Below are 26,568 nucleotides of genomic sequence, written 5' to 3' on the forward strand. Positions count from 1 at the left end.
CCCGCATGGACGCGATCTCCTACGAACGCGCTGTCGACCTCGGCAGCGCGCTGCGCGCAGCGCAGCAACCCGGCACGGCGTTTATCGCCGGCGGCACCAATCTGCTGGACCTGATGAAAGGGGGCGTGGAGCGGCCCCTGCACCTCGTCGATATCACACACCTGCGCGGGCTCGACACGATCGGCACCCTGCCCGACGGCGGCCTGCGCATCGGCGCGCTGGTGCGCAACAGCGACGCCGCCAATCATGCGCTGGTGCGCGAGCCATATCCGTTGCTCTCACAAGCCTTTCTGGCGGGCGCCTCGCCGCAATTGCGCAACATGGCGACAGTGGGCGGCAATCTGATGCAGCGCACCCGTTGCGGCTACTTCTACGACACGGCCTTCACGCAATGCAATAAGCGTGAGCCGGGCAGCGGATGCGCGTCGATAGAGGGACAAAACCGCACGCACACGATTCTCGGCGCCAGTTCGCAATGTGTCGCCGTGAACCCGTCGGATATGAGCGTCGCGCTCGCGGCGCTCGATGCCGTGGTGCGCGTAAGCGGCCCGCGTGGCGAGCGCACCATTCCGATCGGCGAATTTCACCGCCTCCCCGCGGACCACCCGGAGGTGGATACGACGCTGCAACCCGGCGAGTTGATCACGGCGGTCGACCTGCCGCCCCCGCTTTTTAGCGACCATTCCCACTACCTGAAAGTGCGCGACCGCGCGAGCTACGCGTTTGCGCTCGTCTCGGTGGCCGCGGCGCTGCAAATGGACGGCAATACGGTGACGACTGCGCATATCGCGTTAGGCGGTGTCGCGCATAAGCCATGGCGCGTGAGCATCGCGGAGCAGATGCTCGCCGGCCGGCCGCTCGCCGATGCGAGGTTGCGCGAAGCCGCCGCAGCCGCCATGGGCGAGGCGCAGCCGCTCAGCGGCAACCGCTTCAAGGTGCGCCTCGCGCAACGCTCGATCGTACGAGCCGTGAACCAGGCCGCCGGCCGGACCGGGGGGGTCGCATGAACCTGAATGCCCCACTGGTCGGTCAGCCGATGGACCGCACCGACGGCCTGCTGAAAGTCACCGGCGAAGCCCGCTATGCCGCGGAATTTCCCGAGGCGCGCCTCGCGCACGCGGTACTGGTGACCAGCACCATCGCGAGCGGCACCATTGCGTCGATCGACGCGAGCCGCGCGCAATCGCTGCCGGGCGTGCTGCTGGTGATGACTTATCAGAACGCGCCGCGCCTGCCCAACGGCGGGCGCCCGCCGCTGGCGCAGCCGGCCGGCCGTTATCTCTCGCTGTTGCAGAACAACCAGATTAATTACAGTAACGAGCCGGTCGCGGTGGTTGTCGCCGATACGCTCGAACATGCCACCGACGCCGCGCAGCAACTGCGCATCGCGTACCAGTCCGCGCCCGGCGTGCTCGACTTCAACAGTGCCAAGGCGAACGCGCACGCGCCGATCAGTCCGCAGGGCCGCCAGACCGACACGCGGCGCGGCGATTTCGATGCGGGGCTCGCCGCCGGCAGCGTGCGCGTCGACGCCGTCTATACGACGCCGGTCGAACATCACAACCCGATGGAGCCGCACGCCACCATGGCGCATTGGGACGGCCCGCAACTGACGCTGTACGACTCCACCCAGGGCGTGAGCGGTACGCGCAACGCCGTGGCGAAAGCGCTTGGCGTATCGCCCGACAACGTGCGCGTGATCTCGCCGTTCATCGGTGGCGGTTTCGGCGGCAAGGGCTCGTCCTGGTCGCACGTGGTGCTCTGCGCGATGGCCGCGCAGCAGACTGGACGCCCGGTTCGCCTCGCGCTCACGCGCCCGCAGATGTTCGGTTCGGTAGGCGCTCGTCCGCGTACTGAGCAGCATTTCACGCTCGCCGCGCGGCACGACGGCACCCTCACCGCGATGCGGCACGACAGCATCTCGAACACGTCGGTGTTCGAGGACTGGACCGAGACCTGCTGCATGGTCACGCGCATGCTCTACGCCGTGCCGAATCAGGTGACGACGCACCGTCTCGTGCAGTTGAACCTGGGTACCCCCACGTTCATGCGCGCGCCCGGCGAAACAACCGGCTCGTTCGCACTCGAATCGGCGATGGACGAACTCGCGTGGGCGCTCAAGATGGACCCCGTCGCGCTGCGGCTGAAGAACTACGCCGAGGTCGATCCGCAGGAGAACAAGCCGTTTTCGAGCAAGGCGCTGCGCCAGTGCTATGAGATCGGCGCGCAGAAAATCGGCTGGTCGCGGCGCACGCCGCTACCGCGCTCGATGCGCTCCGGCCACACGCTGATTGGCCTCGGGATGGCGAGCGCCACGTATCCCGCCAACCGCAGCCCGGCCGCGGCGATTGCACGCATCCTGCCCGACGGGACCGCGATGGTCGCCTCGGGTACGCAGGATCTCGGCACCGGCACCTATACCGTGATGACCCAGGTGTGCGCCGATGCGCTCGGCTTTCCGCCCGAAAAAATCCACTTCGCGCTGGGCGATTCGAGCCTGCCTCAAGCGCCCGGCTCGGGCGGCTCGCAGTCGGCCGCGAGCGTGTCGCCGGCGGTGCACGACGCCTGCACGCAGGTGCGCAATCAGTTGCTCTCGCTCGCGCTGGCCGACAACGCGTCGCCGCTGCACGGCATGGCACTGTCCGATGTGAGCACGGAGAACGGCTGGGTGGTGAGCCGCTCGAATCCGTCATTGCGCGACCCCGCGGCCGCGATTCTCGCGCGCGCCGGCGGCAAGCCCATTGAGGCCGTGGTGAGCGTGAAGCCTGGCGAGGAGCGCAACGAATATTCGCTGCATTCGTTCGGCGCGGTGTTCGTCGAGGTCCACGTGGATGCGGACCTCGGCACGATCCGGGTGCCGCGGATCGTGGGCGTGTACGACGTCGGCCGGGTGCTCAATCAGAAGACCGCGCGCAGCCAGATGATGGGTGGCATGGTGTGGGGCGTGGGCGCCGCATTCGAAGAAGACACCTTGCTCGATGCGCGTTATGGCCGCTTCGTCAATATGAATCTCGCCGAATATCACGTGCCGGTGAATGCGGATATCGGCTCGCTGGATGTCACGTTCATCGATGAACCGGATCCTCATATCAATTCGCTGGGCGTCAGGGGAATCGGCGAGATCGGCCTGACCGGCGTGGTGGCCGCGCTGGCGAATGCGGTGTATCACGCCACCGGCGTGCGGGTGCGCGATTTGCCGATCACGCTCGATAAGGTGATGACGGCGACGCAGGTTTGACTGGGGCAGGTACGACCGGGGCACGTTTGACTTGGGCACGCCTGGTCCGGTCAGGTGTGGCCCGGTCATGCCCTCTGCGATAAGCCAGACCGAGGGACGACGAAGATTGCACGTCTGCGCGACGGTATGGCGCATTCGTGCCGGCACATTCGTACTGGCGCGTCCGCGTCGGCAAAGCAAACCGGTGCCGGGCACATTGGCGCTTGCCTGCTCGCCGGTTGCGCCGCACAATCGCCTCATCCCCTCTTCAGGTGCCGCCCATGGCCTATGCCTCCCTCGCCACCGGCGTCCTGCTTGCTGCTGGCTACGGGTCGCGCTTCGATCCGGCCGGTCTGCACAACAAACTGCTCGCCCGCATGCCGGACGGCGGCATTGTCGCCCAGGAGGCGGCGCATCGCCTGCTGCTCGTGGTGAGCCACGTGCTGGCCGTGGTGCGGCCCGGCTCGGAGGCGCTGGCGCACGTGCTCAACGAAGCCGGCTGCGACGTGGTGTTCTCCAGCGACGCCGAACGCGGCATGGGCGCGAGCCTTGCCGCCGGCATCGACGCAAGCGCCGACTCGGAAGGCTGGATCGTCGCGCTCGCCGATATGCCACGGATCGCCGTCTCCACCGTGGAAGCCGTGGCGCGTACGCTCGACGGCGGCGCATCGATCGTCGTGCCGTTCTATCAGGATCAACGCGGGCACCCGGTCGGCTTCGGCCCCGAACACCTCGACGCCTTGCGGGAGCTCGACGGCGACACCGGCGCGCGAGCCTTGCTCGCCACGCATCGGGTCACGCGGCTCGATCTCGACGATCCGGGCATTCTGCGCGACGTGGACACTCCGGAAGACTTACGCGGCGTGTGAGCGCGGAGGGTCCATCCCCGCTTGAGGTGAACCGCGGCGCGGCTATGTTGCATGGGAGCAGAGTAAGCACTAACTCGGAGCGACCGCCTTGCATCGGATCCGAGTAAGCGCTAAAGCGTGCACCGGCGACGGCGAGCGCTTACAGGAAGCCGCCGAGCGGGCACAGGCATTGCGGAGACATAGAGGTCCTGCGCAAGCTGCGCCAATACCGACTAAGCTGAGGTGACGCATTCTCGTCAGCATGCCGAATGCGGCTTCCCGCGCCTGCGAAAACCGATAGCGATTCCCATGAGCGAAACCAGTCCGCGCCTCTTTGTTGTCTCGCCCCATTTCGACGACGCCGTATTCAGTTGCGGCGCGTTGCTCGCCACCCATCCCGACGCCGTCGTCTGCACCGTCTTCGCGGCGGCGCCCGAGCCGGATATGCAAACCGAATGGGATCGCAAGGCCGGTTTCACGAGCGCGCATGAATCGGTAAATGCGCGCACGCTGGAAGACAACCGTGCGCTCGAGTTGCTCGACGCCGTGCCGGTCAGGATGCCGTTTCGCGCTAGCCAGTATCTCGACTCGCCGTCGATCGGCAAGCTGGCGGCCGCGCTCGAAGAAACCATCTACCGCTCGACCGCGAATACGCTGGTCATGCCGCTCGGCCTGCACCACGCCGATCACACGCTGGTGTACGACGCCTGCTGCGAAATCCTGCCGCGGCTGTTGCATCTGACGTGGTTTGCCTACGAGGATGCGATCCACCGCCGCTGGCCGGGCGTGGTCGAGGCGCGTCTCGCGGATCTGGCGCAACGCGGCATTCTGGCGACGCCGGCGCACCCGTCGGTCGATCACAAGATCGACGCCGAACGTCAGGCGTTCCTGAAGCGCGAGGCGGTCTATGCTTATGAGAGCCAGCTACGCGCGTTCGGGCCGCATGGCTACGAGGATGTGTTTCGCGCCGAACACTACTGGCAGTTGAGCGTGTCCCGCGTGCCGGGGCGCCGTTCCCCTCCCGCGAGGTGACGTCATGATTTGCCGCATACATACCACTCCGATTCCCGACCCGCTTGCGGACCCGACACGCGATCCGGAGGGCGAACCGTTCGTGCCGCCCTCGCCGGGTCATCACAACGACGAGCCGCAACGGCCCGAGGGACCGCCGGACAAAGACCCGGTGTGAAGCGTGGCGCTATGGGTCTGTGGCTTTTCGAAATAGGTGTCATTCGATCGCTCGCTGGTACGGCGCCCGGATAATTTTTTTGACGCTGTCGCATGACAGCATCTCAAAGAAGCTGTTCGTCGTTGGCAGATTTGTCAAAATTAATGACACCGTGCCGGCGGTAATGTCGAGAGTGCAGGCCCTTTGCAATATGCGTGGAGTCAATTTCGGACCCTCGACGCTGATGCGCGGAACGTTGACAAGTCATGTCGTTGTTCGCTCTAAATTATTTTGATTAATCGCCTATGACCGATTTACGGCTTCATATTGATTTTATTATTGCCCAGCATATTTCCATTTCCTTATCTTCCTATTAACACTGACTGTGTGCGGAGCAGCCAGGTCTTTCAGAAGACAATCAGCCTTTCTTGAGCAACAGCTTCGCCGGCCCAAACGCTTCCATACTCGCATCAATTCAGAAGCCACCGTGCCGCAATACGCAAAACAATGCGGAGAAGTCTGAACGCGCAAACGTCCGATGAAAAACAAAACCACCATTAATCAGACAAAAGAAAAAGCAAAAACTCAGGGTTCCCCCCTACTACACCTCAAACCAACCAAAGCCGTTAAACAGCATAGGCAAAGTCTGTAGCCCGCAGCAGGGGCGACAAACCCGAAACCTTGACCGACCACCCCACTGATGGAAGACGCGTTATGCAGAACATGACCTTGAACAGAAAACTCGGGTCGATGATCGTCGTGTTATGGATCGGCCTGATCCTGATCGGCGGCTTCGGCGCGTGGCAAAACCGCGCTTCCATGATTTCTGAGCGCCGCGATCAGCTCACCGCCGTCGTCCAGCAATCCGTCAGTATCGTCAATCACTACTACACGCTGTTCCAGCAACACACCCTCACCGAACCCGACGCCCAGAAACAGGCCCTTGCAGCGCTCTCCTCCGTCCGCTACGGCACAGATGGCTACGTCTCGGTGAGCAATTCGCAGTCCATCATGCTGATGCACCCCATCAAGCCCGAACTCGACGGCAAGGACATGTCCGGGTTCACGGACCCCGCCGGCAATCATCTGTTCGTCGATCTCGTCAAGGCCGGCAACCAGGCCGGCGGCGGCTTCTACAGCTACCTGTGGCCTAAACCCGGCCACGATCAGCCGGTCGCGAAAACGACCTACGCGCTGCGCTTCGCCCCGTGGGACTGGAACGTCACGAGCGGCATGTACATGGACGACGTCCAGCAAGCCTTCTACGCCAACCTGCTGGTCTGGCTCGGCATCACTGTCGTGCTCGGCGGCGTCGCCAGCATCGTCATGATGCTCGTGCTGCGCAGCGTGCGCCGTACCCTCGGCGGCGACCTCGAAGTTGCCGTCGTCGCTGCGCAACGCATGGCCACCGGCAATCTCGCCGTCGGCGTCCCGCTCCGGCATCACGATACCGGCAGCCTGCTGCATGCCCTGCACACGATGCAGTCCGCCCTCGTGGAAACCGTGTCCCGCGTGCGCACCGGGACCGAGAACATCAACATCGGCGCCACCGAAATCGCGGCCGGCAACACCGATCTCTCGCAACGCACCGAACAACAGGCCTCTGCCCTCGTGCAGACCGCGTCGAGCATGGATCAGATGACCGTCAACGTGAAACAGAACGCCGAGAGCGCCAACCAGGCAGCGCAACTCGCCGGCCAGGCCGCGGATGTCGCCACGCGCGGCAGCCGCGTGGTCGACGACGTGGTGCGCACCATGGGCGAGATCACCCATAGCTCGCGGCAGATCGGCGACATCATCGGCGTGATCGACGGCATCGCCTTCCAGACCAACATCCTCGCGCTCAATGCGGCCGTCGAAGCCGCCCGCGCCGGGGAACAGGGCCGCGGCTTCGCCGTCGTCGCCGCGGAAGTGCGCAGCCTCGCGCAACGGTCGGCCACCGCCGCCAAGGAAATCAAGGCGCTTATCGAAACCTCGACGCATACCGTCGAAGCCGGTGCGTCGCTGGTCTCCAACGCCGGTTCGACGATGGGCGAGATCGTCCAGTCGGTACGTCGCGTGAACGAGATTCTCGAGGAAATCAGCCACGCCTCGCGCGAACAGAGCGCGGGCATCGAACAGGTCAATCGCGCCGTCGGCGAGATGGATCAGGTGACGCAACAGAATGCAGCGCTCGTCGAACAGGCTGCCGCCGCCGCGCATTCGCTGAAGGATCAGGTCGGGGTGCTGCGCGAGGCGATCTCCAGTTTCGCGCTGCCGGCCTGAACGGGCGTGTCGCAGACACACGCACAACGCTCGCACCGGCAAGCACCCTAAGCAGAATTTGGCATCCCCGAATTCTCCTTAACGAATTTTCATTCGGCATCCGCGCTTCGCATAATGGCCCCTTTTCACGCGCCAGCCGCCGGTTCTAACGAAGAGCCGAGGCGGCCGGCGCGACGACAAAGGTTTTCGCCATGCTGCTCCACTCCCTCTATCTGCTCGCCATCGTCGCCGAAGCCATGTCCGGCGCGCTGATGGGCATGCGTCGCGGCATGGACCGCTTCGGCCTGTGCCTCGTCGGTACCGTCACCGCGCTGGGCGGCGGCACGGTGCGCGATGTCCTGCTCGGCCACTATCCGCTTGCGTGGATCTCGCATCCAGATTACGTTCTCATTACAATCACGGCTGCAGCGGCTGCAGCCGCCGGTGCGAAGTGGCTGCGCAACCTGCAAGGACTGTTCGTGAGCGTCGACGCGATCGGCCTGATCGCGTTCACCATCATCGGCTGCGATATTGCAGCCACGCTCGAAGTGAGCCCCTTGATCGTCGCGCTGGCGGGCGCGATCACCGGTGTGTGCGGCGGCATGTTGCGCGATCTGCTGTGCAACGAGATGCCTCTGGTGCTGCGCCAGGATCTCTACGCGAGCATCGCGTTAGGGGCCGCTGCGCTGTATCTGAGCCTGCAGTCCCTCGGCGTCGCGCAGGGGCCGGCCTCGGTGGTGGTTCTGGTTGGCGGCTTCACCGTCCGCATGCTGGCCGTGCGCTTTCGCTGGCAGCTCAAGGTCTTCACCGCCGCCGATACGGGCGGCGCACACTAACCCGGCTCACGCTAGCGCGTGCGCCGCCATCCAGGGAGCACGCTCGAGCAGCGTCGATCGAATGCCCGGCCTCGACTCACGGCCGGTCACCGCAGGCCACCGCCGGTCGCGTCCACTGCCCGTATCCGTATTCATGATCCAGAAGAAAAAATCGCAGCCGCACGACCCGTACGCGCCGGTCGCCAAAAACCCTGTGCTCGCATCGCGTCTGCCGATGTGGCGCTCAAAATTCGTCATCCTGCTGATGTTCGCGGCCTTCGGGTCGCTGGCCGCGCGTGCCTTCTGGATCCAGGTAGTCAATCAGGCGTTCTATGTCGGTCAGGGACAGAAGCGCTATCAGCACACCATCGAACTCGACGCGACGCGCGGCCGGATCGTCGACCGCAACGGTTCGATGCTGGCGGTCAGCCTCGCGACCTATGAGATCTGGGCCACGCCAAAGCTGCTCGACGAACTGAGTGTCGCGCCGCTCGCCACTCTGCTCGACGTGCCGCTCGCGGAATTGCGCCGGCGTCTGGCCGGCGACAAGGCGTTCGTGCTGCTCAAACGCCAGGTGGACGCGGACACGGCGAGCCAGATCGACAAACTGGGGCTCGCCGGCATCACCCAGGTCGCCGATTCGAAGCGCTTCTATCCGGAAGGCGAATCGGCCGCGCACGTGGTCGGCTTCACGGATATCGAGGATCAAGGCCAGGAAGGCGTCGAGCTCGCCGCCAACCAGCAGTTGAACGGCGAGGCCGGCCAGCGCGAGGTGATCCGCGACCGGCTCGGCCGGGCGGTGTCGGACACGCGTCCGCTCGTGCCGGCGCATAACGGCGCGACGATCCGCCTCACCATCGACCGGCGCATCCAGCAACTGGCCTACGCGCAACTGAAGACGGCGATTGCGAAGCACAGCGCGGAGGCCGGCAGCGTGGTGGTGCTGGACGCGCGCAACGGCGAGATTCTCGCGCTGGCGAACTACCCGAGCTTCGACCCGAACGACCGTACCCGGCTGAGCGGCAAGCAACTGCGCAATCGCGCGGTAGTCGATACGTTCGAGCCTGGGTCGACCATCAAGCCAGTGGTGGTGGCGTTGTCGATAGACAGCGGCAAGGTCCGGCCGCAAAGCCTGATCGATACCTCGCCCGGCTGGTACAGGATTGGACCGGCGGTGATTCACGACACCTCGAATCATGGCGTGATGACCGTCGCGGAAGCGGTGCAGAAGTCGAGCAACATCGCGCTGGCCAAGCTCTCGCTCAACCTGCCCGCCGAGACGATCTGGAACAAGTACCAGGAATACGGATTGGGGCGCCGGCCCGAGTTGACTTTCCCCGGCGCTGCCGCGGGCAAGGTACGGCCATTCAAGCGCTGGCGTCCCATCGAGCAGGCGACGATGGCTTACGGCTACGGCTTATCGACTTCGCTGCTGCAGCTCGCGCAGGTGTACACCGCCTATGCCGGCGACGGCACGCTGCATCCGGCGCGTTTGCTGCTGGCAGACCCGCTCGATCGCGAGATGGGTGGGGAAGCCGGTGAAGTCGACGACGGCAGCGGCCCACTTGCGGCCGGTGCTGAACACGCGGTGACGACGCCGGCCACCGCGCGCGCTATCCGCGAGATGCTCGAAATGGCGACCGGATCGGGCGGCACTGGACGGGCAGCCACGGTGGCAGGTTACCGGGTGGGCGGCAAGACCGGGACGGCGCGCAAACAGATCGGCGCCTCGTATGCGAAGAACCGCTACCGCGCGCTGTTCGTCGGCATGGCGCCGATGAGCGACCCGCGCCTGATCGTCGCCGTGATGATCGACGACCCGGCTGGGCGGGCATTCTACGGCGGTACCGTCGCCGGCCCGGTATTCAGCGCGGTGACGGGCGGCTCGCTGCAATTGCTGGGGGTGCCGCCGGACGCGTGAGGCGAGGTTTCGCGGGCGCGCCCCTCGCCTTGAGCTTACTCCGCCGGCAGGGTGACCGGGAGGCGCATCCGGTACAAGGAGACCGCTTGTATCGCGAGCGTGCAGAGAATCGCGCTACCGTAAGCGGCAAGCAGGTTCAGCCGCGTCAACGTCAGGCTTAACACATAGAAAAACGCGGCAAAACCCACCAGTCCCGCCACCAAGCCGCGCATCAATTGCTGCGCGGCTGCAGGGCCGATCATGCGGTGAGCGAAAATCGCAAGAATGATCACCATGAACGGGAACGACGCGAGCACGCCGCTCGTTTTAGGCCCGACGTAAGGCGCGATCAGCGTCACACTGACCACGAGGCCGGCGATCAGCACCATACGCAAGGGCAAATCCCACCATGGCGAATCGAGCCTGCCGGCTCTGACTGCGTTGATCGGGATGAAGTTGAGCGCGAGCACGACGGCCAGAATAGCGATCAGAAACAGGCTGGTTTCCGGGAGCGCGCTCCATTGCAGAAGACCGGCTACGATGGAAAACGTCGCGCAGGCGCCCGCCAGGGCCGTGAGCCACCCCAAGGGCGCCAGTCGGCAATAGACAAAACAAAATGCCGCTTGCGCAGCCGTCGCGACAAGCGACCCCGCCGTAGCCTGCGCTGCAAAGGCAGGTCCATGCTCCAGGGTCAGAAACACCGAGATCGGCCCCGAGGTGAGCGGCAGCCCCACCAGAAACCCGCCGATCGCTTCGCCCCAGCGACGAACGGCCAGACTTGCAGCCAACAGCAACAGCGGCGTAACGACGAGTTTAAAAACCAGAAGATCCATGATTAACGAAGCAACACTGAGAATGCCAATTTAGAAGAACGAGCGGGATGCCCCGCGCGGCTGCCTGCAGATACTGAGGGCAGCTACCTTGGCTGACAAACCATTTGTCGTCATATAATGCGTGAGTGCAACTCACGCATATCTCTACTGTGTTCGACCGGCTTCCCCCTTTGCAAACGCTGCGCGCCTTCGAAGCAACCGGGCGGCTGTTGAGCATGACGCTGGCGGCGCAGGAGCTACACGTCACCCATGGCGCAGTGAGCCGGCACATCAAGACGCTCGAAAACCATCTTGGCGTCGCGCTGTTCCAGCGCCTGACCCGGCGGATCGTGCTGACCGAAGCCGGCGCCGAATTTCTACTGGCCGTTACCCGCGTGCTGGGAGAACTGACGAAGGAATCCGAACGCCTTCGTGCCCACGACAATGTGGCGCGCCTGAAGATCAACGCCAGCGTTTCGTTTGCGAACAAGTGGCTCGCGCCACGGCTGCATCGGCTGAAGGCCCTTCACCCGGAACTCGACGTTCACCTTGACGTGACCGACACGCATGTCGATCTGAACGACGCAGAGGTGGACGTGGCCATACGCTACGGGAGTGGCCGCTATCCACGTGTGCTCGCCGAGCGGATTCTCGAAGAGACGGTGACTCCGGTTTGCAGTCCTGCCTATCGAACGAAGATGGGCGGACTGTCTTCCGTGGCAAGTCTGGCGGGATGTACCTTGCTGCATGAGGACCGCATGCTGGCCAACTGGGAGCAATGGTTTGCGCTGGCGGGAGTAGACAGCAATCGCAGCGGCCGCGGGCCGGCATACAGTCATGGCAGCCTCGCTATCGAAGCAGCGATTCGTGGCGAAGGCGTAGCGCTGGGGCGTAGCGTGATCGTGGCGGACGACATTGCCGCCGGACGTCTGATTGCCCCCTTCCCGCAGTTCTGCCTCAAGGCCGAGCGCGGCCATGACCTCGTCTATCGCATTGGCAGCCGCGACGACCCCAAGGTGTGCGCCTTGCGCGATTGGCTCGCTGACGAAATCCGGCTGTTTCTCGCGCATACGGGTTCGTCTGCAAGCGCTTCGCGGGACGTGGCTTTCGCTGTCGATCCAGGTCAAAGTTGACGATGTGCCTCGCGGACAGGAGAGGGCCGGTGACCTTTCAGATACACCGTGCGGCAACAGCGGGCGCAGGGTTCACTACAACCGTTGGACGCGACTCCAGCCTCTCGAATTCTTCCGGGCAGGTCTCACTCGTATGCTAGATCCCGCAGTGGCTATCGCCACGTCCGCACTCCTGAGCATGGTATTGCTGGTGCTGCTCGGTTCCCTGGTTCGGTCGGGGATACCCGGCGTCCTCGAATGGTTTGCCGCCAATCTCGGCATGGTCATCGCATTACCGCTTATCCTGATGCGCGGCAGGATTCCAGATGCGCTCTCCGTCATCGCCGCGAACCTGTTGATGGCATTGTCAGCCGTCACGTACTACGCCGGCTGCGCCCGTTTTTTGGGGCGCCGCGCCCACTGGCCTGTACTGATCGCCTCACTTCTGCCGCTTGGAATCGCGCTTGCCTACTGGCGTTACGCTGTCGACAGCATTCCCAATCGGGTACTCGTCACAACGCTGTTCACGACTGCGGTTTGCCTGGCAGTGGCGCTTCTGGTTATCCGGCACCGGCCACGCGGGCGGCCCGCCTATCCCTATTGGGTAACTGCTGTGATGGCATTCCTCTTTGCCCTATGCCAGGCCGCAAGAGGACTCTATTTCATGAGGTTGGACGGTGTGTCGAGCCCGCTGATGTTCGCCTCCACAGGCAGCGTACTATTGCTGGTCGCGGGAGCGGCAATTATGCCGACGCTATCGATGTCCGCAATGATGATGGTGCACGACGTACTTCTCGCTGATGCGCGCGAGGCAGCGAATCGGGACTTCCTCACCGGGGCGCTCTCGCGCAAGGGCTTTGAAGCCGTCGCACGCACACTGCTGGCCGAAGCGGGCAGGCAAGGTTTGCCCGCCTCGCTCCTGATCGTCGACCTCGACCATTTCAAATCCATCAACGATACCCTCGGTCATGCCGGCGGCGACGCCGTGCTGCGCGAATTTGTCCGCGTGACTCAAATGCAACTGAGGCGTAGCGACGTGCTCGGGCGCATGGGCGGTGAGGAATTTGCCGTGCTACTGCCGGCGACAGAGCTGGACGACGCGCAGCGCCTCGCGGAGCGGCTGCGTACCGCAGTCATTGCACAGCCCGTGACAACGGCTGCAGGGCCGTGCACGTACAGCATCAGCGGCGGCCTGGCCGCCTGGCGATCAGGTGAAACGCTGGACCAACTGAGTACGAGAGCGGACACTGCGCTGTACGAGGCAAAGCGAGCGGGACGCAACAGGGTGTGCGTTCACCAGGCGACGAGCAGCGCAGGTGGCCTGCCGTCGCAAGATGGTGTTGAACGGGTTTCGGTTTCGTAAGCGATCAGACGCAGTGCAGAGATCCGTCTAAGTCCATTCTCGGGCGTTTGAACGCAACGGTCGAGGAAAAGCTGGTCGACCATTGATCTACCCGTCTTGCGACGGTGCGAGAGCTGGAGGTCCTCATGCAACGAACAGTCGAGTATCGCGGATTCGAAATTCTCATTGATTTGCTGTCCACATCGAAGGACATGTTCGACGTCTGGTTTCGTATCGAAGGACCCGTCAAGCTTCCCGGCGTGGCAGCGCTCGGCAAGCGCATCAGGATTCGGGGCGGTCCGTTTTCGCGTCGTTGGGCCTATCTCGTCGCGGAGATCGGCGGCCGGGCCGCCATCGATGTAATCCTTGGTCTCCAGCTTCCTCGCCGGTTCTCGCAGGCACACGCCCCCCGTCGCGTCGCGACGGGCGTTACAACTTAAATCCGAACTTGCGATGTGTCGCTTCTGGACAACGGCACCCAACTGCGGCAAAAGGAGCGTGCGAAACAAGGCTCGGCGAATGAGAATGTCCGCTGCTATTTCTCTGGTTACCTAAAATATAAACATGGTTCTGATCTCAAAGGAGGTTGCCATGAGCCAGTCAATGATCAGTTTTGTAGTCGGAGTCGTAGTACTGCTATGCGTCGCGATATTCGCAGCGGCACGGTACAGGCGAGAACACAAGGACGAGCCGGTTACCCGTTGGCTAGACACGCATCCGGTTCGCGACTGGCTGCGCCATAAGCACTGAGTGACCCAACGTGATTTTTGGAAGCGCTGGGGCGCGCGAGTGCTCTTTCTCTATCTCGCAGTCTGTCGCCCGATGTAAAGGGAGAACAGATTGGAAAGGCTGATATGACATATGCAATGTGGGGCATCCTGATTGGAATGACGCTGATGTTTGGTGCGTCGCTGCAGCGCTATAGGCACAGCCTCCAGCGCAAGCAGGAGATTCATTGGCTCGATGAACACCACGTATTGGACAGGCTACGCAAGCAATTCTGGTCGTAGCCCCTTAAATGACACGCGCTGGGCAGATTGCCACGTTGCAAAGGCTGTTTTTCTTGAGGAGTCTATAAAATAACGCTGAGCTACGCAGGTAGGTCGCACGATGAAGCCGTGGCAGTGCGACACAAACAAAAACAGAAGGCGCAGGAACAAGCTGGCGGCGAGATAGCGATACATGCTACGGGGCTTCCCCGGGCTTCCGAAACTGTTATGCTGTCCTCTCCCGACCGTATCATGGTCGCAAGTGGTGGACCAACCGTCTCGCGTCTTGCGAGACAGGGTTTTGAATGTTCGGTTTTCTGAGCAAGTACCTCTCCAACGATCTGGCGATTGATCTCGGCACCTCAAACACACTGATCTACATGCGCGGCAAGGGTATTGTCCTCGACGAACCTTCGGTCGTGTCGATACGCCAGGAAGGCGGCCCGAATGGCAAAAAAACCATTCTGGCGGTCGGCAAGGATGCCAAGCAGATGCTTGGCAAGGTGCCGGGCAACATCGAGGCGATCCGCCCGATGAAGGACGGCGTGATCGCCGACTTCAATATCACCGAGCAGATGATCAAGCAGTTTATACGGATGGTGCATGCGCCCCGGATGTTTGCGCCGTCTCCGCGCATCATTATCTGCGTGCCGTGCGGGTCAACCCAGGTCGAACGACGAGCAATCAAAGAGGCTGCGCACAGCGCGGGCGCGTCGCAGGTCTACCTGATCGAAGAGCCCATGGCCGCCGCAACCGGCGCCGGCTTGCCCGTATCCGAGGCGACCGGATCGATGGTTGTCGATATCGGCGGCGGCACGACCGAAGTCGGCGTAATCTCGCTCGGCGGCATTGTGTACAAAGGTTCGGTGCGCGTCGGCGGCGACAAGTTCGACGAGGCGATCGTCAACTACATCCGCCGCAACTACGGCATGCTGATCGGTGAACAAACCGCTGAAGCGATCAAGAAGGAAATCGGCTCCGCGTTCCCGGGCTCGGAAGTCAAGGAAATGGAAGTGAAGGGCCGCAACATGTCGGAAGGCATACCGCGCAGCTTCACAGTCTCCAGCAACGAGATCCTCGAAGCGCTCACCGACCCGCTGAACCAGATCGTATCGGCGGTCAAGATCGCCCTCGAACAGACACCGCCGGAACTCGGCGCCGATATCGCCGAACGAGGCATCATGCTCGCCGGCGGCGGTGCGCTGTTGCGCGACCTGGATCGTCTGCTCGCCGAAGAAACCGGTCTCCCCGTGTTCATTGCCGATGCCCCGCTGACCTGCGTCGTGCGCGGCTCGGGCATGGCCCTCGAACAGATGGACAAATTCGACCGTTTCTTCTCCTACGATTGACGATGGCGCCGCGGTTGCGAAGCGACGGTCTTCAGCGACCATGCAATCAACAAAAGATACTAGCACCGCACGAAGGGTATACAGTGGCATAAAGGCTGGTCGCGCCTCGCGACCAGGTGTTCCGGGACCTATCATGTCAGTACAGACCAAACCAGCTTCGACCATCACAGGTGGCTCGAGTGCGTATGCCGTCGAGCGCAGGACGCACGCGCTTATCCTCGAAACGGCGGACGCTTTGCGCGCAGAACAGAGACGCGTGAGTTTTGCCTTAATCGATTCGAATGCCAGCAAGTGGCGTTACTCGGTTGCACGCGTGAAAGGGTAACCGTGGCGCTTCAATTCCCCAATCCCAGTCGTAGCTACGATGCCGCGAGACATTGCGTATGTTTCTGGGGATACGACAATTCGCGCGAAATCACCTTCCAGGTTGACGACGCGATGCTAAGAAATCTGCAACCTGACGCTGGCTCCGACGAGCGGTCGATCCTCGACGCCTTCGACCAGTTTCGTGAAAAACTCCTCGAAATCGCCAGGAAGCAGTATGTCGACGGTCCTCAGAACCGGTATAAGATTTCCTGAGTGGTGCATATCTATAGAACTGGCACGATATAGGCGGCAAATTCTCGCGATCGGGGCTAGTGCAATCGGCGAAACAGGTGTCTGATTCCGCGGTTGGGCCTTTGTCCCGTCTCCGGAACCCCGAGATCGATGCGCTGGATGTTGCCTGGTTGGATCAACGTCTCAAGAAACCACCATAGCGAGCAGGCGTGCTCCCTAAGACGCGACTAACGCAAGCCGTATATCAAGACCTTTTTCCCCTCAAAGCTTTCTTGCACACCTTGCTCGCAATCCGGTGGACATGCCGTGCCGTCGGGGGTCGGCGCGGCTGACGGGACAACCGCCCTGGAGACAACGGATTTGATGAGCGTCCCGTCGTCAGAGACGACTATTTCCAGATCGGTCTCGACACCGGCCGGCACCGGGCCGGTGGTATAGACGATTTGCATGGTGCCGGGGAAATCGGCGTTCACCGTGTAGGTAAGGTACCGGTCTGGTTCGGATTGAATGCAGTCTGCCCTCCTTTCGGTAGCCCATTGATCATCCCGAAGTCGGTCCACGCAAAATGGCCCGCGCCGTCGAACGTCACGAGGGCGACGTCATCAAGGGTCGATGGGTTGGTGAACGGATGCAGCACATTTTTCGCATCCAGCAATCCAAGAATCTGTCCGTGACCGCTAAATCCATAGGGTCCCCTCAGCGTTGCATTTGAGCAAAAGCCAGGCGCATTCAGAACCGCGCGGTGCATTAACGTGCACTCGCTGCTTAGCGAATCAATGAGAGCGCCCCGGCAGACGGACACCCACGCGGCACGAGCAACCACACCCCTTCAATTACCTTTCGTTTACGAAAAATTCGTATACCCCCCTACCCTATCTGACATATACTCCCCTCCGGTATATCGGAGGTCATCAATGAGCCACACCATTCGCGAGAAACAAAAGCTGCTCAACCGCGTGCGCCGCATCAAGGGGCAGGTGGAAGCCATCGAGCGGGCGCTCGAGGAAGAGCAGGGCTGCATCGACGTGCTGCAGCAGATAACCAGTTGTCGCGGTGCGATGAATGGCCTGCTGGCGGTCGTGCTCGAAGACCATATCCGCACGCATCTCGTCGATGCCGAAACCCACGAAGAGCCTGCCGGCAGCGCAACCGACCAGCTCATTGAGGTCGTTCACAGCTATTTCAAGTAGAGCAAAACATGAGTGATTTCAAAAACGCCGCATTCGGCGCAGGACACGACCATATCTTTCTGGGCGCGGCCCATGAACAGAACGAGCGCAGGACATGGGCGGTCATTGCGCTCTGCAGCGCGATGATGCTGGCTGAAATCGTCGGCGGCAGCATGTTCGGGTCACTGGCGCTTGTTGCCGACGGTCTGCATATGTCGACGCATGCCGGCGCCATGCTGATCGCGGCCCTCGCGTACACCTACGCGCGCAAACACGCTGCCGATTCCCGCTTCGTGTTCGGCACGGGCAAGCTTGGCGACCTCGCGGGATTCACGAGCGCCATCGTGCTTGCGATGATTGCCATCCTGATCGGCTACGAAGCGGTGTCGCGTTTTCTGTCGCCGGTGCCGATTCACTTCGGCGAAGCCATTCCCATCGCGGTGGTCGGCCTGCTGGTCAACCTGGCAAGCGTTTGGCTGCTCAGTGGCGACCATCACGGACACAGCCATGGTCATAGCCACGGGCACGGTCATGGTAGCGACGAGCACGCTCACGAAGACGAAGTGCAGAAGATTTTCGCTCCGTCCGGCGTGTTTGCCGTCTCCGTCTTCGAGGATGGTGTGCCGCCCGTTTTCCGGATCACGCCGGCGACGGCGAACTCGCGACTCGACGCGTCGGCAGTGTCCGTCACAACCGTGCGGCCGGATGGGACGCAACAGGTATTTGCTTTTGCGGACCGTGGCGGCTATCTGGAATCGAAGGCAGATATTCCTGAGCCGCATACATTCAAGGCCATCGTGCGGATGCCGGACAGCGAACACGAGATCGAATTCGAAGAGCACGAGCACGGCCATGACGCTCATGATGCAGCAACCCAGGATCACAATATCCGCTCGGCCTACATCCACGTCATGGCTGACGCGGCGGTCTCCGTGCTGGCAATCATCGGCCTCGTACTTGCGCGCACGTTCGGTTGGCTGTGGATGGATCCGCTCGCAGGCATCGTTGGCGCGCTGGTGATTGCAAACTGGTCGTACGGGTTGATGCGCGACACCGGTGCAATCCTGCTCGACATGAATCCGGACCGGCGCATGGCGGAGAACGTCCGTCATGCTATTGAGGATCGCGGCGACCGTGTGGTCGACCTGCATGTATGGCGGGTGGGTCCTGGTCACATGAGCGCGGTCGTATCTGTCGCAACCAGCGAGTCACAGCGGGATTCGCGGTTCTATCATGCTGTGCTCCAGCGCTTCAAGGGACTGTCGCACGTGACGGTCGAGGTCCAGCCTGCCAACCTGATGGCGTGACCCATTTGGCTGACATTTGTCGACCCATGCCGCCGCCGGAACCATCGCTATACTTCAATGGCGGACTGGTTCGAGCGGTGGCCACGGGGCGACCTGAGGCTCCCGCGTCGGCGGAGCCCAGCTACGTACCGTGGACGAATTTGTGATCGGCCATAATGTCAAAGCAACATTGCTGGAGTTCATCATCATGAAGCCGTTTTGCTTCGCAGCGGCGCTCGTCGTGCTCATCTCCGGCTGCGCCTCGACATGGTCGCCTGCGAACAATCAGGTCCCCCGGCCAGGTCCGGCCGCCACGGATACCTACACTGCGCACACTAGCGGCAGTATGACGTCCGCTGACGCCACGTCCAGGCCGCCGAGGCTCAGCGTCGGCGTCAGCTATCCCGATACGCAATTGATTCTGCCGTGGTTTCTCAATGACATCATCGATCTTGTGAACTATCGCTAGTCTCCCAGCAAAACCTCCGTCACGCCCTCGGAAAACCGTTTGGGCCGACCTTCGATGAGCACCCGTTCCGGGTTCGATGGGTCCCGCTCCACCTTGGGAAGTCCGTGGGCCATCAGCGCGCGGGCACAACCTATCCAGTCTGGGTTCTCAGACCCTGTTGGCTCGTTGACAGAGGCCCATGACAGCGTGCCAAGCACATCGTCTCCGTAGCCCTGCGTCTCACGCCAGCTAGCGCCATGAGAAAGCAGAAGAGCCGTCAGCTTCGCGTCGCCACGCAACACAGCGTGGTTTAGCGCGCTCGCATCCCAGTCGCCGCCACGCGCAGCGATAGGCCAGCCGAGTTCGACCATGACCTCGACCGCAGCGCTGGATCTCCATGCTGCGGTATCGGGCAGCAGCCTAAGCCGCTCCTCCGGCAACGAACCCGGCAGTTCCGGGTGCCGTGCCTGAATGCGACGGGCCTCGCTCGAATCAGCGCGGGCACAGGCCGCCACGAAGTCATCTTCCGCGCTTGGATTCTCCTGCGCCCCGTAAGCGCGCAAGAGCTCCACGACCTCCGGTAAACCGACCTGCATCGCCAACCGACAAGCACTGGTGCCGGCAGGCGTGCTCGCCATGGGATCGGCGCCGGCCGCAAGCAGCAAGGCAATATGGCGAGGCGATCTGCGCACAGCGATCGCACGCAGCAGCGGAGCCCCCCAGGCTTTCGTGGGGTCCTTCTCCGGCCGGTTCGTTAGCGTCGCCGCCATGCGCCAGCAGCAGTTCGAGCGCGGCCGGGTCCGGCATGTCAAGCGCTCGCCGTAACGCATTCGTGCCGGCAACACGGGCGCCGTGCTGGAGCAGCAGGCGCGTGCAGCCCGGATTTTCCAGCGAGTGATAAAGCGATTCACCGTCATTCGGGTCGGCGCCGGCCTTCAGGAGCATCTCCGTGAGCGCCGGATCGCGGACCACTCCAGCCGCGCCATAAAGGGCGGACAGTGGCCCCGTTTCGTCGGGGGCTGCCAGCGAGGCCGGCGGAAACCGGTTGCCAATACGCTGGTTGGGATCGGCGCCGGCCTGAAGAAAATGCAGCGCGCACTCGCGTAGCCGTGCAATGAACTCGGGCAGTTGTCCCAGCCGCGAGTGTGTCACCGCGACAAGCGGCGGGAGGTTCAGCGCTCCCCCCGCGCGGTTGAGCCAATTCGGATCGGCCGTGATGGTCCGGGACACCACTTCGAGATGCCCCGCTGCACAGGCGACGTAAGCGTCGTTTGCGAGAAGGCCGGGATGTTCCTCCAGCAGTTGAACTGCGACGCGCGGCCGTGGCGCGTCGTAGGTGCCGGTGACGTCGCCGCCATAGGCGAGGACAAGCCAGCGGCGTATCAGCGTCGCCTGATCGTGATGCGCGAACGCGCTCGCTTCGACATAGCGGTTCAGATCCACCCAGGAAGGAAAGCCATACTCGCGCGCGATGCAAGACTGCGCATCGTGCAGGCGAAGCTGAAGCGCGATCACTTCACTATCGGTACGGTGCGCGGCGGCGGGAAGATGTTGGACGAAGCGCGCGATTGCTGTGGCGTTGCCGTTGCGGTAGAGACGCAACAACTCCTTCGCCTGCTTCTTCAAATGGTCGAGATTGGCCTTGGGAGGCAGCTTGTTCATTGCAGATCCTCGTGCGTATGGGGGCCGAAGGTCCGCAATACCGCCAGCACAAAGGATGGTGAGATACCTGACGCCATGCTACAGGTGGGTTCAACCCTTTCCGCGGACCCGGAAGCGGCCTGCACCGCTAATCCGGATGCTATGCGACGGCGCGCGACTCCGTCAACCCAGGCTGGCGACGGATGCCGGCCTGGCGTTGCCGTTCTGCTGCGTGGGCGGCGGCCCGTCCGCCCTATCGCAGCAGAACCGCGCGCACATTTTCACGGTCAAGCCGCGCTTTCGGCGTAGTACCGGTTCGGTGCCGGAAAGACGCCAGTCAACACTTCGATCAGGAATGGACCGTCAAATCGCGACGCCTCGCTCAGCGCATCCTCCAGATCATCGAGGTGCTCGACCAGGCGCGCCGCGACACCGAGCGAAGCGGCAAAAGCTCTCCAGTCATGACTCGGGAGCTTACTGAACTGTTCCGGAATGGAACCGTTTTTGATCGCATCGATATGGACGGCGCCGTGCGCGGCATTGTTCAGCACGACGTAGATTATCTTCACCCCGTATCGGGCTGCGGTCTGGATCTCCATTCCGTGCATCAGCATGCATCCGTCTCCCGTCACCACGACGCACGGGCGCTCCGGCGCAGCAAGCTTGACACCGATCCCGGCGGCGACGGCCCAACCCATCGGCGCAAGAGAGCTGGATGAAAAATAGTTGCCGATGCCCGACGAAAGCCAGTAATGGGCCATGAATATCCGGTGAGCACCGGAATCCACGACAACGTTGGTGTCCTTCGGCAGGAGTTGGCACAAGCGCTTGATGACGTCTCCCGGATAAAGCGAGAGATCATCGCCTGAATCCCGAGCACCGCTGTCCTCGAACTGGTAGTCGTACAGCGGGGTCTGGTTGACCTCGGCGACCCATGCCTTTCTTTTTGCCAGCACCGTGCGAAAGTCGGCGCTCCGTTCCGTGTCCATCTGGGACAGCAGACGGAAGGCGGCGCCGATCCCGGAGAAGATTCTGCGGCGCGCCACATGCCCCATCGCGGGTGCGTCGAAGCTGTCGTCGAAGAGGATCAACTCCTTCTGGGCAGCGAGCTTCTCAGTCCAGTTCATGCTGTCGCGCTGATTCAAGTCGCTGCCGAACACGACGAGGGCGTCGAGTTCATCCGAGTTGATCACGCGAACAGCCCGCGAGTGGCCCGAGAATCCATACACGCCGAGCGAAAGGGCATGATCCTCAGGAAACGCGCCCTTTCCGGATAATGTGGTCGCAACAGGAATGCAAAATTTTTCGGCTACCTCGAGCAGAATCTTGGCGGTTTCCGCGTCATTGCCGCGACTGCCGATCAGGAAAGCGACCCGCTTCGATTTAAGCAGATACTGGTTGCACAAGGCATCCAGCGCCGCACGGTCCGCTGGAACCTCGCATGCATTGAACTCGTCATGGTCGTACGGTTTCCGTGACACGTCCTGACCGTTCGAAACCTCCTGCCGTTGCACATCAACAGGAATACTGATGAATGACTGTGCCCGGCGCATCCAGTTCAGCCCGTCTGTCGCACGACGCATTTCGGCTTGAAGATTGTCCTTGTTCTTTAGCTCGACGACATTTTCCACCAGGCTTCTGACCACGCCGCTTTCGAAAATGCCGCTCAGCGTCGCATCCTGGAACGCGCCTTTGCCCTCCGCGCGCGACGAAACCCCTCCGGCAATATAGAGCACGGGAATCCGGTCTGCGTGTGCGGCCGCCATACCGGGCACGAAATTCATGGTGCCGGGTCCGGAAATCCCCACGCATACGCCAAATTTCCGGCTGGCCCGCGCATAACCGTCAGCCATGAAAGCACTGCTGGTCTCATGAACACAGACGATTCCGCGTATCGACGACTTGTCGATTGCGTCCAGCAGCGGGTAGATCATCTTCCCCGGGACCAGGAAGACGTGGTCGATTTTCGCGACTTGCAACGACTTCACGACCGTTTTAGATACATTCGAGGGAGCGTGTGATTCCATGTTTTTGAGTGCGATCCGAGCAGAAACCGTTAATCGGATCTCACTGCCCCTCATCCGGTCGTCGCGTATGGCTCGCGAAAGAGCAACGTGACGCAGCCGGCGACAACCGGCATGTGGAGACAGCGAGACGGCCTTGAACGCGCTGCATGTGGACGGCAGTCGCGTCTCGTGCTGCTGCATCGAGCCCGCCCGAAGCGGGCTCGTGTCTCCATCCGTGAGTACTCTTCCTCGGCTACAGCGTCGCTCGCATGCGCGGCCCCAATGGCTGAGGCTAGCGCTGCGAGGTGTGATCGGTCATGCGGCACGCGTGAATCGCGAACCTTGCTCCGTTCGACAACAGTGTCTCCGTTGAGCTTGAATCCCCGGACCCGTTCAGAATGTCTGCCAGTCGGGATTCTCACCGGCGCTGGTTGCGACCGCGGTACTCCCGCCCCCTGTCAGGACCGGTGTCGCCGTGGGCTTTTTCAACGCCACGGCAGAAGACGCCTGAATTCTCGGCGTCGCCCGACGCGGTTCCTTCCGGGGGGTGTCCACTCGTGACGCAAGGACTCGCCTGTCGTCGACCTTGAAGAAGGCGACCGCTGCACGCAGGCCCTGGGCCTGCTGCGCCATCGACTGGGCCGCGGCCGACGCTTCTTCCACCAGCGCGGCATTCTGCTGGGTGACCTGGTCCATCTGGTTGACCGCCTGATTGACCTGCTCGATGCCGGTGCTCTGTTCTTGCGACGCCGACGAGATTTCGCCCACGATGTCGGTGACACGCTTCACCGAGGCGACGATCTCATTGATCGTGCCGCCCGCGCGCTCGACGAGCGTCGAGCCCGCCTCCACCCGGCCGACCGAGTCGGCGATCAAATCCTTGATTTCCTTGGCGGCGCTGGCACTGCGCTGCGCGAGCGCGCGGACTTCACCGGCCACGACAGCAAAACCCCGCCCCTGTTCGCCGGCGCGCGCCGCCTCGACTGCGGCGTTGAGCGCAAGGATGTTGGTCTGGAAGGCAATGCCCTCGATCACCGTGATGATCTCGGACATCTTGGTCGAACTTGCGGAGATCTCGCGCATCGTCTCCACCACCTGCCCGACGACCTCGCCGCCTTGCTGCGCGATACCGGAGGCCGTACCGGCGAGCGTTGCCGCCTGCTTCGCGTTGTCGGTGTTGTGACGAACCGCGGCGGTCAGCTCTTCTATGCTGGAAGCGGTTTGCTGAAGCGAAGCTGCCTGCTCTTCCGTACGGCTCGAGAGGTCCAGATTCCCTTGCGCGATCTGCCCACTCGCAGTCGCCACGCCTTCGGCGTTCTCGCGGACTTCCGCCACGACCCGCAACAGGGCATCGCGCATCGCCTTCAGCGATGCCATGAGACTGTTGGTGTCGCCGGGCCGGAGCTCGATGTCGATGCTGAGATCGCCCGCTGCCACGCTTTTGGCCAGGTCGGCGGCTGTCGCCGGCTCGCTCCCCAACTGGCGTGTCAGACTGCGCGCCATCCAGATGCCGATTCCCACACCGATCAACACCGACAAGACCACTAGAACCAGCATCAGGTTGCGGCCGTCGTTATAGACCTTGTCGTTAGCTCCGGCCGTCTTTTGTGCATCGCCCTGTTTCACATCAACCAGCGTGCCCATCAGCACCAGGGTCTTGAAACCCTTCTGGTGGTATTCGCCCAACAGATAAGCAGTCAGGCTGTCTTTATCCTGTAGCCCGGCGGCGCTAATCCTGCCTTTCATTTCATCGAAGGCCTGAGTGAAGTCGTGCCAGCTCTGATCGAGATCGGCAAAAGTAGCCTTCCCTTTCTCGGTGTAGACGAGGGGCTCAGCCTGATTGAGGTGCTCGCGCGCCGAAGCCAGGGCTTTTTCAGCCTGGTCCAGCGAGCCGGTCCGCTGCTCGGCAGTGGACGCCAGAATGGCGTTGCGCAGATAGGTGCCGGCCCTCAGTACGTCGGCGTTCGCCTGCTGGATCAGGTTCAGCCCAACGAGATCCTGTCGATAGGTCATGTCTGCGTTTGCGCTGATTTCCGCCATATTGCGGACACCGATCACGCTGACGATGGCACAGATGGCCGAGACCAGGATAAAGGCGCTGATCAGTTTGGCGCCGAGTTTCATATTGCCGAGATTCATGGCTAGCTTCGTCGACCTGAAAAAAACGGAACATAGAAATAGATCCAACAACGCTCACGCGTCGCCGGATAGTCGGCCATGACAGTCGCCTTCACTCTGCGCTGGGCGTTCTAGCCGCGCATCCTCACCGGGCCGTCCGGAGATGCAACAGATGCCTCATGAATAGGGTTTACGGCAACACGAACGCTTTCTTCATACCAAAGAGCGCCTGCGACGCAGATTTCTTTTAACCTTTTCCTTTCGTTTTATTTATTTGTAAGGAAAAAAGACTAAGCGCCCCATAAAGGGGCGCAGATGCACGTTGTACGAGCAGATTGGCCGCCAGATGGGTGTCGGGATCGGCAAGCTCCCGCCCTAAGGAGATTCGGATGGCGCCACTATTACGAATTGCCTACGATTTGCGCGATCTCGTCACGTATCGCCCAGCATTTCCACCCGGTTGCGTCCGTTATTTTTCGCCAGATACATGGCGCGATCCGCTGCTTCTATCAGCGACTGCCCCAGTTCCGCCGCGTCGAGCCCACCGCCCACGATCGTGCGGGCCGCCACGCCAATCGAAACCGTCAACGCAATCCGCTCGCCGCTGTCATCCTGCAGATTGAGCTGTTCGACCGCATGGCGCACACGCTCCGCGGCAATCAGCGCATCGGAGCGGTCGCCCTGCAGCAGCGCCGCGAACTCTTCGCCGCCATAACGCGCGAGCGTATCGCCGAGCCGCACCTGCTGCCGCACGCACGCGGCGACCGCCGCGAGCGCGCGGTCGCCGGTCACATGACCATAGGTGTCGTTGATGCGCTTGAAACTATCGACGTCGATAAACAGGCACGCCACCGGCAGCGAGTAACGCGCCGCGCGCTGGATTTCCTCGCGCAGCCGCTCGTCGAAATAGCGGCGATTGGCGAGACCGGTCAGCGAATCGGTCATGCCAAGCTGCTTGAGCCGCTCGCGGTGCGCGACGTTGTCGAGGCTCGCCGTCACGATACTGGCGAAGCGTTCGAGAATATCGGTCGCCATCCCCTCGCCGAAGCGCGCCGGGTCCTGGCTGCCAAGACACAGATAACCGGATACCTTGCCACCCGCCGCCAGCGGCAACACAATCGCGCTGGCCGCCGCGCGCTCGCCGAAGAACGTCAGGCGCGACACCTCATCCATCTCACTCACCCGACCAAGCCAGGGCCGACCCGCCGGACATAGCCGCGAGGCAGCCAGGCCGCCTTCGCGGCCGGTTCCCAGGTTGTGCAGGTCGAGCGAGCGCAGCACGTCCGGCTCGAGCAGATCACGCAGTATCGGCGTGCGGTCGTCGAGCCACACGCTCACGCTTGCCAGAGCGAACTCCTGTGGCAGGCGGCTAAACAGCGTATCGAGAAAAGAAGCGAAATCCTGGGCACCGATCAGGCGCAACTCCACATCCTGGAAGCGACGCAGCGTGCGCTCGTTGTGCTGCACGGTGTCGACAAGCGCGCGCAGGCGGTCGGAAAGTGGCGTTTGAGCGAGATTGGTCACGTTAGCAAGGAGACAGCCCTGA

Annotated in this window: 22 protein-coding genes and 1 pseudogene; 17 read left to right on the top strand and 6 right to left on the bottom strand. The window is 62.4% G+C overall.

The window, feature by feature from the left end; translation table 11 throughout:
* Positions 1-5: 5 nt before the first annotated feature.
* From AC1ECK_RS05905 to AC1ECK_RS05940, 8 genes are all read left to right on the top strand, one after another.
* Entirely contained in the window at positions 6-1,007 is a 1,002-nt protein-coding gene (locus AC1ECK_RS05905; protein WP_480316861.1) for an FAD binding domain-containing protein, read from the top strand.
* Complete coding sequence (locus AC1ECK_RS05910) at positions 1,004-3,238, top strand: xanthine dehydrogenase family protein molybdopterin-binding subunit (RefSeq protein ID WP_480316863.1); 2,235 nt, start codon at positions 1,004-1,006, stop codon at positions 3,236-3,238. Before AC1ECK_RS05905 ends, AC1ECK_RS05910 begins: the two co-directional genes overlap by 4 nt.
* A 260-nt stretch (positions 3,239-3,498) precedes the next feature.
* Positions 3,499-4,086 (top strand): nucleotidyltransferase family protein, encoded by a 588-nt coding sequence (locus AC1ECK_RS05915; protein ID WP_480316865.1) that lies wholly within the window; start codon positions 3,499-3,501, stop codon positions 4,084-4,086.
* Between the two features lie 288 nt (positions 4,087-4,374).
* On the top strand, positions 4,375-5,097 hold the full coding sequence (locus AC1ECK_RS05920; protein ID WP_480316867.1) for a PIG-L family deacetylase: 723 nt from the start codon (positions 4,375-4,377) through the stop codon (positions 5,095-5,097).
* 4 nt (positions 5,098-5,101) lie between these two features.
* Positions 5,102-5,254: a hypothetical protein gene (locus tag AC1ECK_RS05925; protein WP_480316869.1), complete on the top strand. Its 153-nt coding sequence runs from the start codon at positions 5,102-5,104 to the stop codon at positions 5,252-5,254.
* Positions 5,255-5,956: 702 nt separating this feature from the next.
* Positions 5,957-7,498 (top strand): methyl-accepting chemotaxis protein, encoded by a 1,542-nt coding sequence (locus tag AC1ECK_RS05930; protein ID WP_480316871.1) that lies wholly within the window; start codon positions 5,957-5,959, stop codon positions 7,496-7,498.
* Positions 7,499-7,689: 191 nt separating this feature from the next.
* A complete protein-coding gene (locus tag AC1ECK_RS05935) occupies positions 7,690-8,313 on the top strand; it encodes a trimeric intracellular cation channel family protein (RefSeq protein WP_480316873.1) in 624 nt (207 codons plus the stop codon).
* Positions 8,314-8,446: 133 nt separating this feature from the next.
* Positions 8,447-10,213, top strand: a complete 1,767-nt coding sequence (locus AC1ECK_RS05940; protein ID WP_480316875.1) for a peptidoglycan D,D-transpeptidase FtsI family protein — start codon at positions 8,447-8,449, stop codon at positions 10,211-10,213.
* A gap of 35 nt (positions 10,214-10,248) precedes the next feature.
* Here AC1ECK_RS05940 and AC1ECK_RS05945 read toward each other — a convergent pair whose 3' ends face one another.
* Positions 10,249-11,025 (bottom strand): hypothetical protein, encoded by a 777-nt coding sequence (locus AC1ECK_RS05945; protein WP_480316877.1) that lies wholly within the window; start codon positions 11,023-11,025, stop codon positions 10,249-10,251.
* Between the two features lie 149 nt (positions 11,026-11,174).
* On the opposite strand from AC1ECK_RS05945, the gene gcvA reads away from it, so the two are divergent.
* The 6 genes from gcvA (at position 11,175) to AC1ECK_RS05975 (ending at position 16,375) form a co-directional block, all read left to right on the top strand.
* Positions 11,175-12,137: a transcriptional regulator GcvA gene (gene gcvA, locus AC1ECK_RS05950; protein ID WP_480317339.1), complete on the top strand. Its 963-nt coding sequence runs from the start codon at positions 11,175-11,177 to the stop codon at positions 12,135-12,137.
* A gap of 148 nt (positions 12,138-12,285) precedes the next feature.
* Entirely contained in the window at positions 12,286-13,479 is a 1,194-nt protein-coding gene (locus tag AC1ECK_RS05955) for a GGDEF domain-containing protein (RefSeq protein ID WP_480316879.1), read from the top strand.
* A 125-nt stretch (positions 13,480-13,604) separates the two neighbouring features.
* A complete protein-coding gene (locus AC1ECK_RS05960) occupies positions 13,605-13,898 on the top strand; it encodes a hypothetical protein (protein ID WP_480316881.1) in 294 nt (97 codons plus the stop codon).
* Positions 13,899-14,312: 414 nt separating this feature from the next.
* Positions 14,313-14,468 (top strand): hypothetical protein, encoded by a 156-nt coding sequence (locus AC1ECK_RS05965; protein ID WP_480316883.1) that lies wholly within the window; start codon positions 14,313-14,315, stop codon positions 14,466-14,468.
* 284 nt (positions 14,469-14,752) lie between these two features.
* Positions 14,753-15,796, top strand: coding sequence for a rod shape-determining protein (locus AC1ECK_RS05970; RefSeq protein ID WP_480316885.1), 1,044 nt, complete (start codon positions 14,753-14,755; stop codon positions 15,794-15,796).
* Positions 15,797-16,123: 327 nt separating this feature from the next.
* Positions 16,124-16,375: a DUF1488 family protein gene (locus AC1ECK_RS05975; RefSeq protein WP_480316888.1), complete on the top strand. Its 252-nt coding sequence runs from the start codon at positions 16,124-16,126 to the stop codon at positions 16,373-16,375.
* A gap of 206 nt (positions 16,376-16,581) precedes the next feature.
* Here the strand turns inward: AC1ECK_RS05975 and AC1ECK_RS05980 are convergent, their stop codons facing one another.
* Complete coding sequence (locus AC1ECK_RS05980) at positions 16,582-16,803, bottom strand: hypothetical protein (RefSeq protein WP_480316890.1); 222 nt, start codon at positions 16,801-16,803, stop codon at positions 16,582-16,584.
* Positions 16,804-17,268: 465 nt separating this feature from the next.
* Between AC1ECK_RS05980 and AC1ECK_RS05985 the strand changes: the two genes are divergently transcribed.
* The 3 genes from AC1ECK_RS05985 (at position 17,269) to AC1ECK_RS05995 (ending at position 19,278) form a co-directional block, all read left to right on the top strand.
* The gene (locus tag AC1ECK_RS05985) at positions 17,269-17,544 is read left to right on the top strand and encodes a metal/formaldehyde-sensitive transcriptional repressor (RefSeq protein ID WP_133667831.1); all 276 of its coding nucleotides are present in this window, start codon (positions 17,269-17,271) and stop codon (positions 17,542-17,544) included.
* Positions 17,545-17,552: 8 nt separating this feature from the next.
* Entirely contained in the window at positions 17,553-18,830 is a 1,278-nt protein-coding gene (dmeF, locus tag AC1ECK_RS05990) for a CDF family Co(II)/Ni(II) efflux transporter DmeF (protein WP_480316892.1), read from the top strand.
* Positions 18,831-18,960: 130 nt separating this feature from the next.
* A complete protein-coding gene (locus tag AC1ECK_RS05995; RefSeq protein ID WP_480316894.1) occupies positions 18,961-19,278 on the top strand; it encodes a hypothetical protein in 318 nt (105 codons plus the stop codon).
* Here AC1ECK_RS05995 and AC1ECK_RS06000 read toward each other — a convergent pair.
* The 4 genes and pseudogenes from AC1ECK_RS06000 to AC1ECK_RS06015 form a co-directional block, all read right to left on the bottom strand.
* Positions 19,275-20,919, bottom strand: a pseudogene (locus AC1ECK_RS06000) (ankyrin repeat domain-containing protein). The gene AC1ECK_RS05995 and the pseudogene AC1ECK_RS06000 sit on opposite strands and share 4 nt — an antisense overlap.
* Positions 20,920-21,185: 266 nt before the next feature.
* The gene (locus AC1ECK_RS06005) at positions 21,186-22,979 is read right to left on the bottom strand and encodes a thiamine pyrophosphate-binding protein (protein ID WP_480317341.1); all 1,794 of its coding nucleotides are present in this window, start codon (positions 22,977-22,979) and stop codon (positions 21,186-21,188) included.
* 318 nt (positions 22,980-23,297) lie between these two features.
* Positions 23,298-25,043, bottom strand: a complete 1,746-nt coding sequence (locus AC1ECK_RS06010; RefSeq protein WP_480316896.1) for a methyl-accepting chemotaxis protein — start codon at positions 25,041-25,043, stop codon at positions 23,298-23,300.
* A 411-nt stretch (positions 25,044-25,454) separates the two neighbouring features.
* Positions 25,455-26,546 carry a GGDEF domain-containing protein gene (locus tag AC1ECK_RS06015; RefSeq protein WP_480316898.1) on the bottom strand — a complete coding sequence of 364 codons (1,092 nt, stop codon included), beginning with the start codon at positions 26,544-26,546 and terminating at the stop codon, positions 25,455-25,457.
* Positions 26,547-26,568: the final 22 nt, after the last annotated feature.

This window comes from Paraburkholderia sp. SSBN10T, assembly GCF_056619545.1.

Excerpts from the sequence above, each read along its gene's own strand:
- AC1ECK_RS05905 (WP_480316861.1), top strand. The coding sequence starts at position 6 with ATGGACGCGATCTCCTACGAACGCGCTGTCGACCTCGGCAGCGCGCTG.
- AC1ECK_RS05910 (WP_480316863.1), top strand. The coding sequence starts at position 1,004 with ATGAACCTGAATGCCCCACTGGTCGGTCAGCCGATGGACCGCACCGAC.
- AC1ECK_RS05915 (WP_480316865.1), top strand. The coding sequence starts at position 3,499 with ATGGCCTATGCCTCCCTCGCCACCGGCGTCCTGCTTGCTGCTGGCTAC.
- AC1ECK_RS05920 (WP_480316867.1), top strand. The coding sequence starts at position 4,375 with ATGAGCGAAACCAGTCCGCGCCTCTTTGTTGTCTCGCCCCATTTCGAC.
- AC1ECK_RS05925 (WP_480316869.1), top strand. The coding sequence starts at position 5,102 with ATGATTTGCCGCATACATACCACTCCGATTCCCGACCCGCTTGCGGAC.
- AC1ECK_RS05930 (WP_480316871.1), top strand. The coding sequence starts at position 5,957 with ATGACCTTGAACAGAAAACTCGGGTCGATGATCGTCGTGTTATGGATC.
- AC1ECK_RS05935 (WP_480316873.1), top strand. The coding sequence starts at position 7,690 with ATGCTGCTCCACTCCCTCTATCTGCTCGCCATCGTCGCCGAAGCCATG.
- AC1ECK_RS05940 (WP_480316875.1), top strand. The coding sequence starts at position 8,447 with ATGATCCAGAAGAAAAAATCGCAGCCGCACGACCCGTACGCGCCGGTC.
- AC1ECK_RS05945 (WP_480316877.1), bottom strand. The coding sequence starts at position 11,025 with ATGGATCTTCTGGTTTTTAAACTCGTCGTTACGCCGCTGTTGCTGTTG.
- AC1ECK_RS05960 (WP_480316881.1), top strand. The coding sequence starts at position 13,605 with ATGCAACGAACAGTCGAGTATCGCGGATTCGAAATTCTCATTGATTTG.
- AC1ECK_RS05965 (WP_480316883.1), top strand. The coding sequence starts at position 14,313 with ATGACATATGCAATGTGGGGCATCCTGATTGGAATGACGCTGATGTTT.
- AC1ECK_RS05970 (WP_480316885.1), top strand. The coding sequence starts at position 14,753 with ATGTTCGGTTTTCTGAGCAAGTACCTCTCCAACGATCTGGCGATTGAT.
- AC1ECK_RS05980 (WP_480316890.1), bottom strand. The coding sequence starts at position 16,803 with ATGCAAATCGTCTATACCACCGGCCCGGTGCCGGCCGGTGTCGAGACC.
- AC1ECK_RS05985 (WP_133667831.1), top strand. The coding sequence starts at position 17,269 with ATGAGCCACACCATTCGCGAGAAACAAAAGCTGCTCAACCGCGTGCGC.
- dmeF (WP_480316892.1), top strand. The coding sequence starts at position 17,553 with ATGAGTGATTTCAAAAACGCCGCATTCGGCGCAGGACACGACCATATC.
- AC1ECK_RS06005 (WP_480317341.1), bottom strand. The coding sequence starts at position 22,979 with ATGAGGGGCAGTGAGATCCGATTAACGGTTTCTGCTCGGATCGCACTC.
- AC1ECK_RS06010 (WP_480316896.1), bottom strand. The coding sequence starts at position 25,043 with ATGAATCTCGGCAATATGAAACTCGGCGCCAAACTGATCAGCGCCTTT.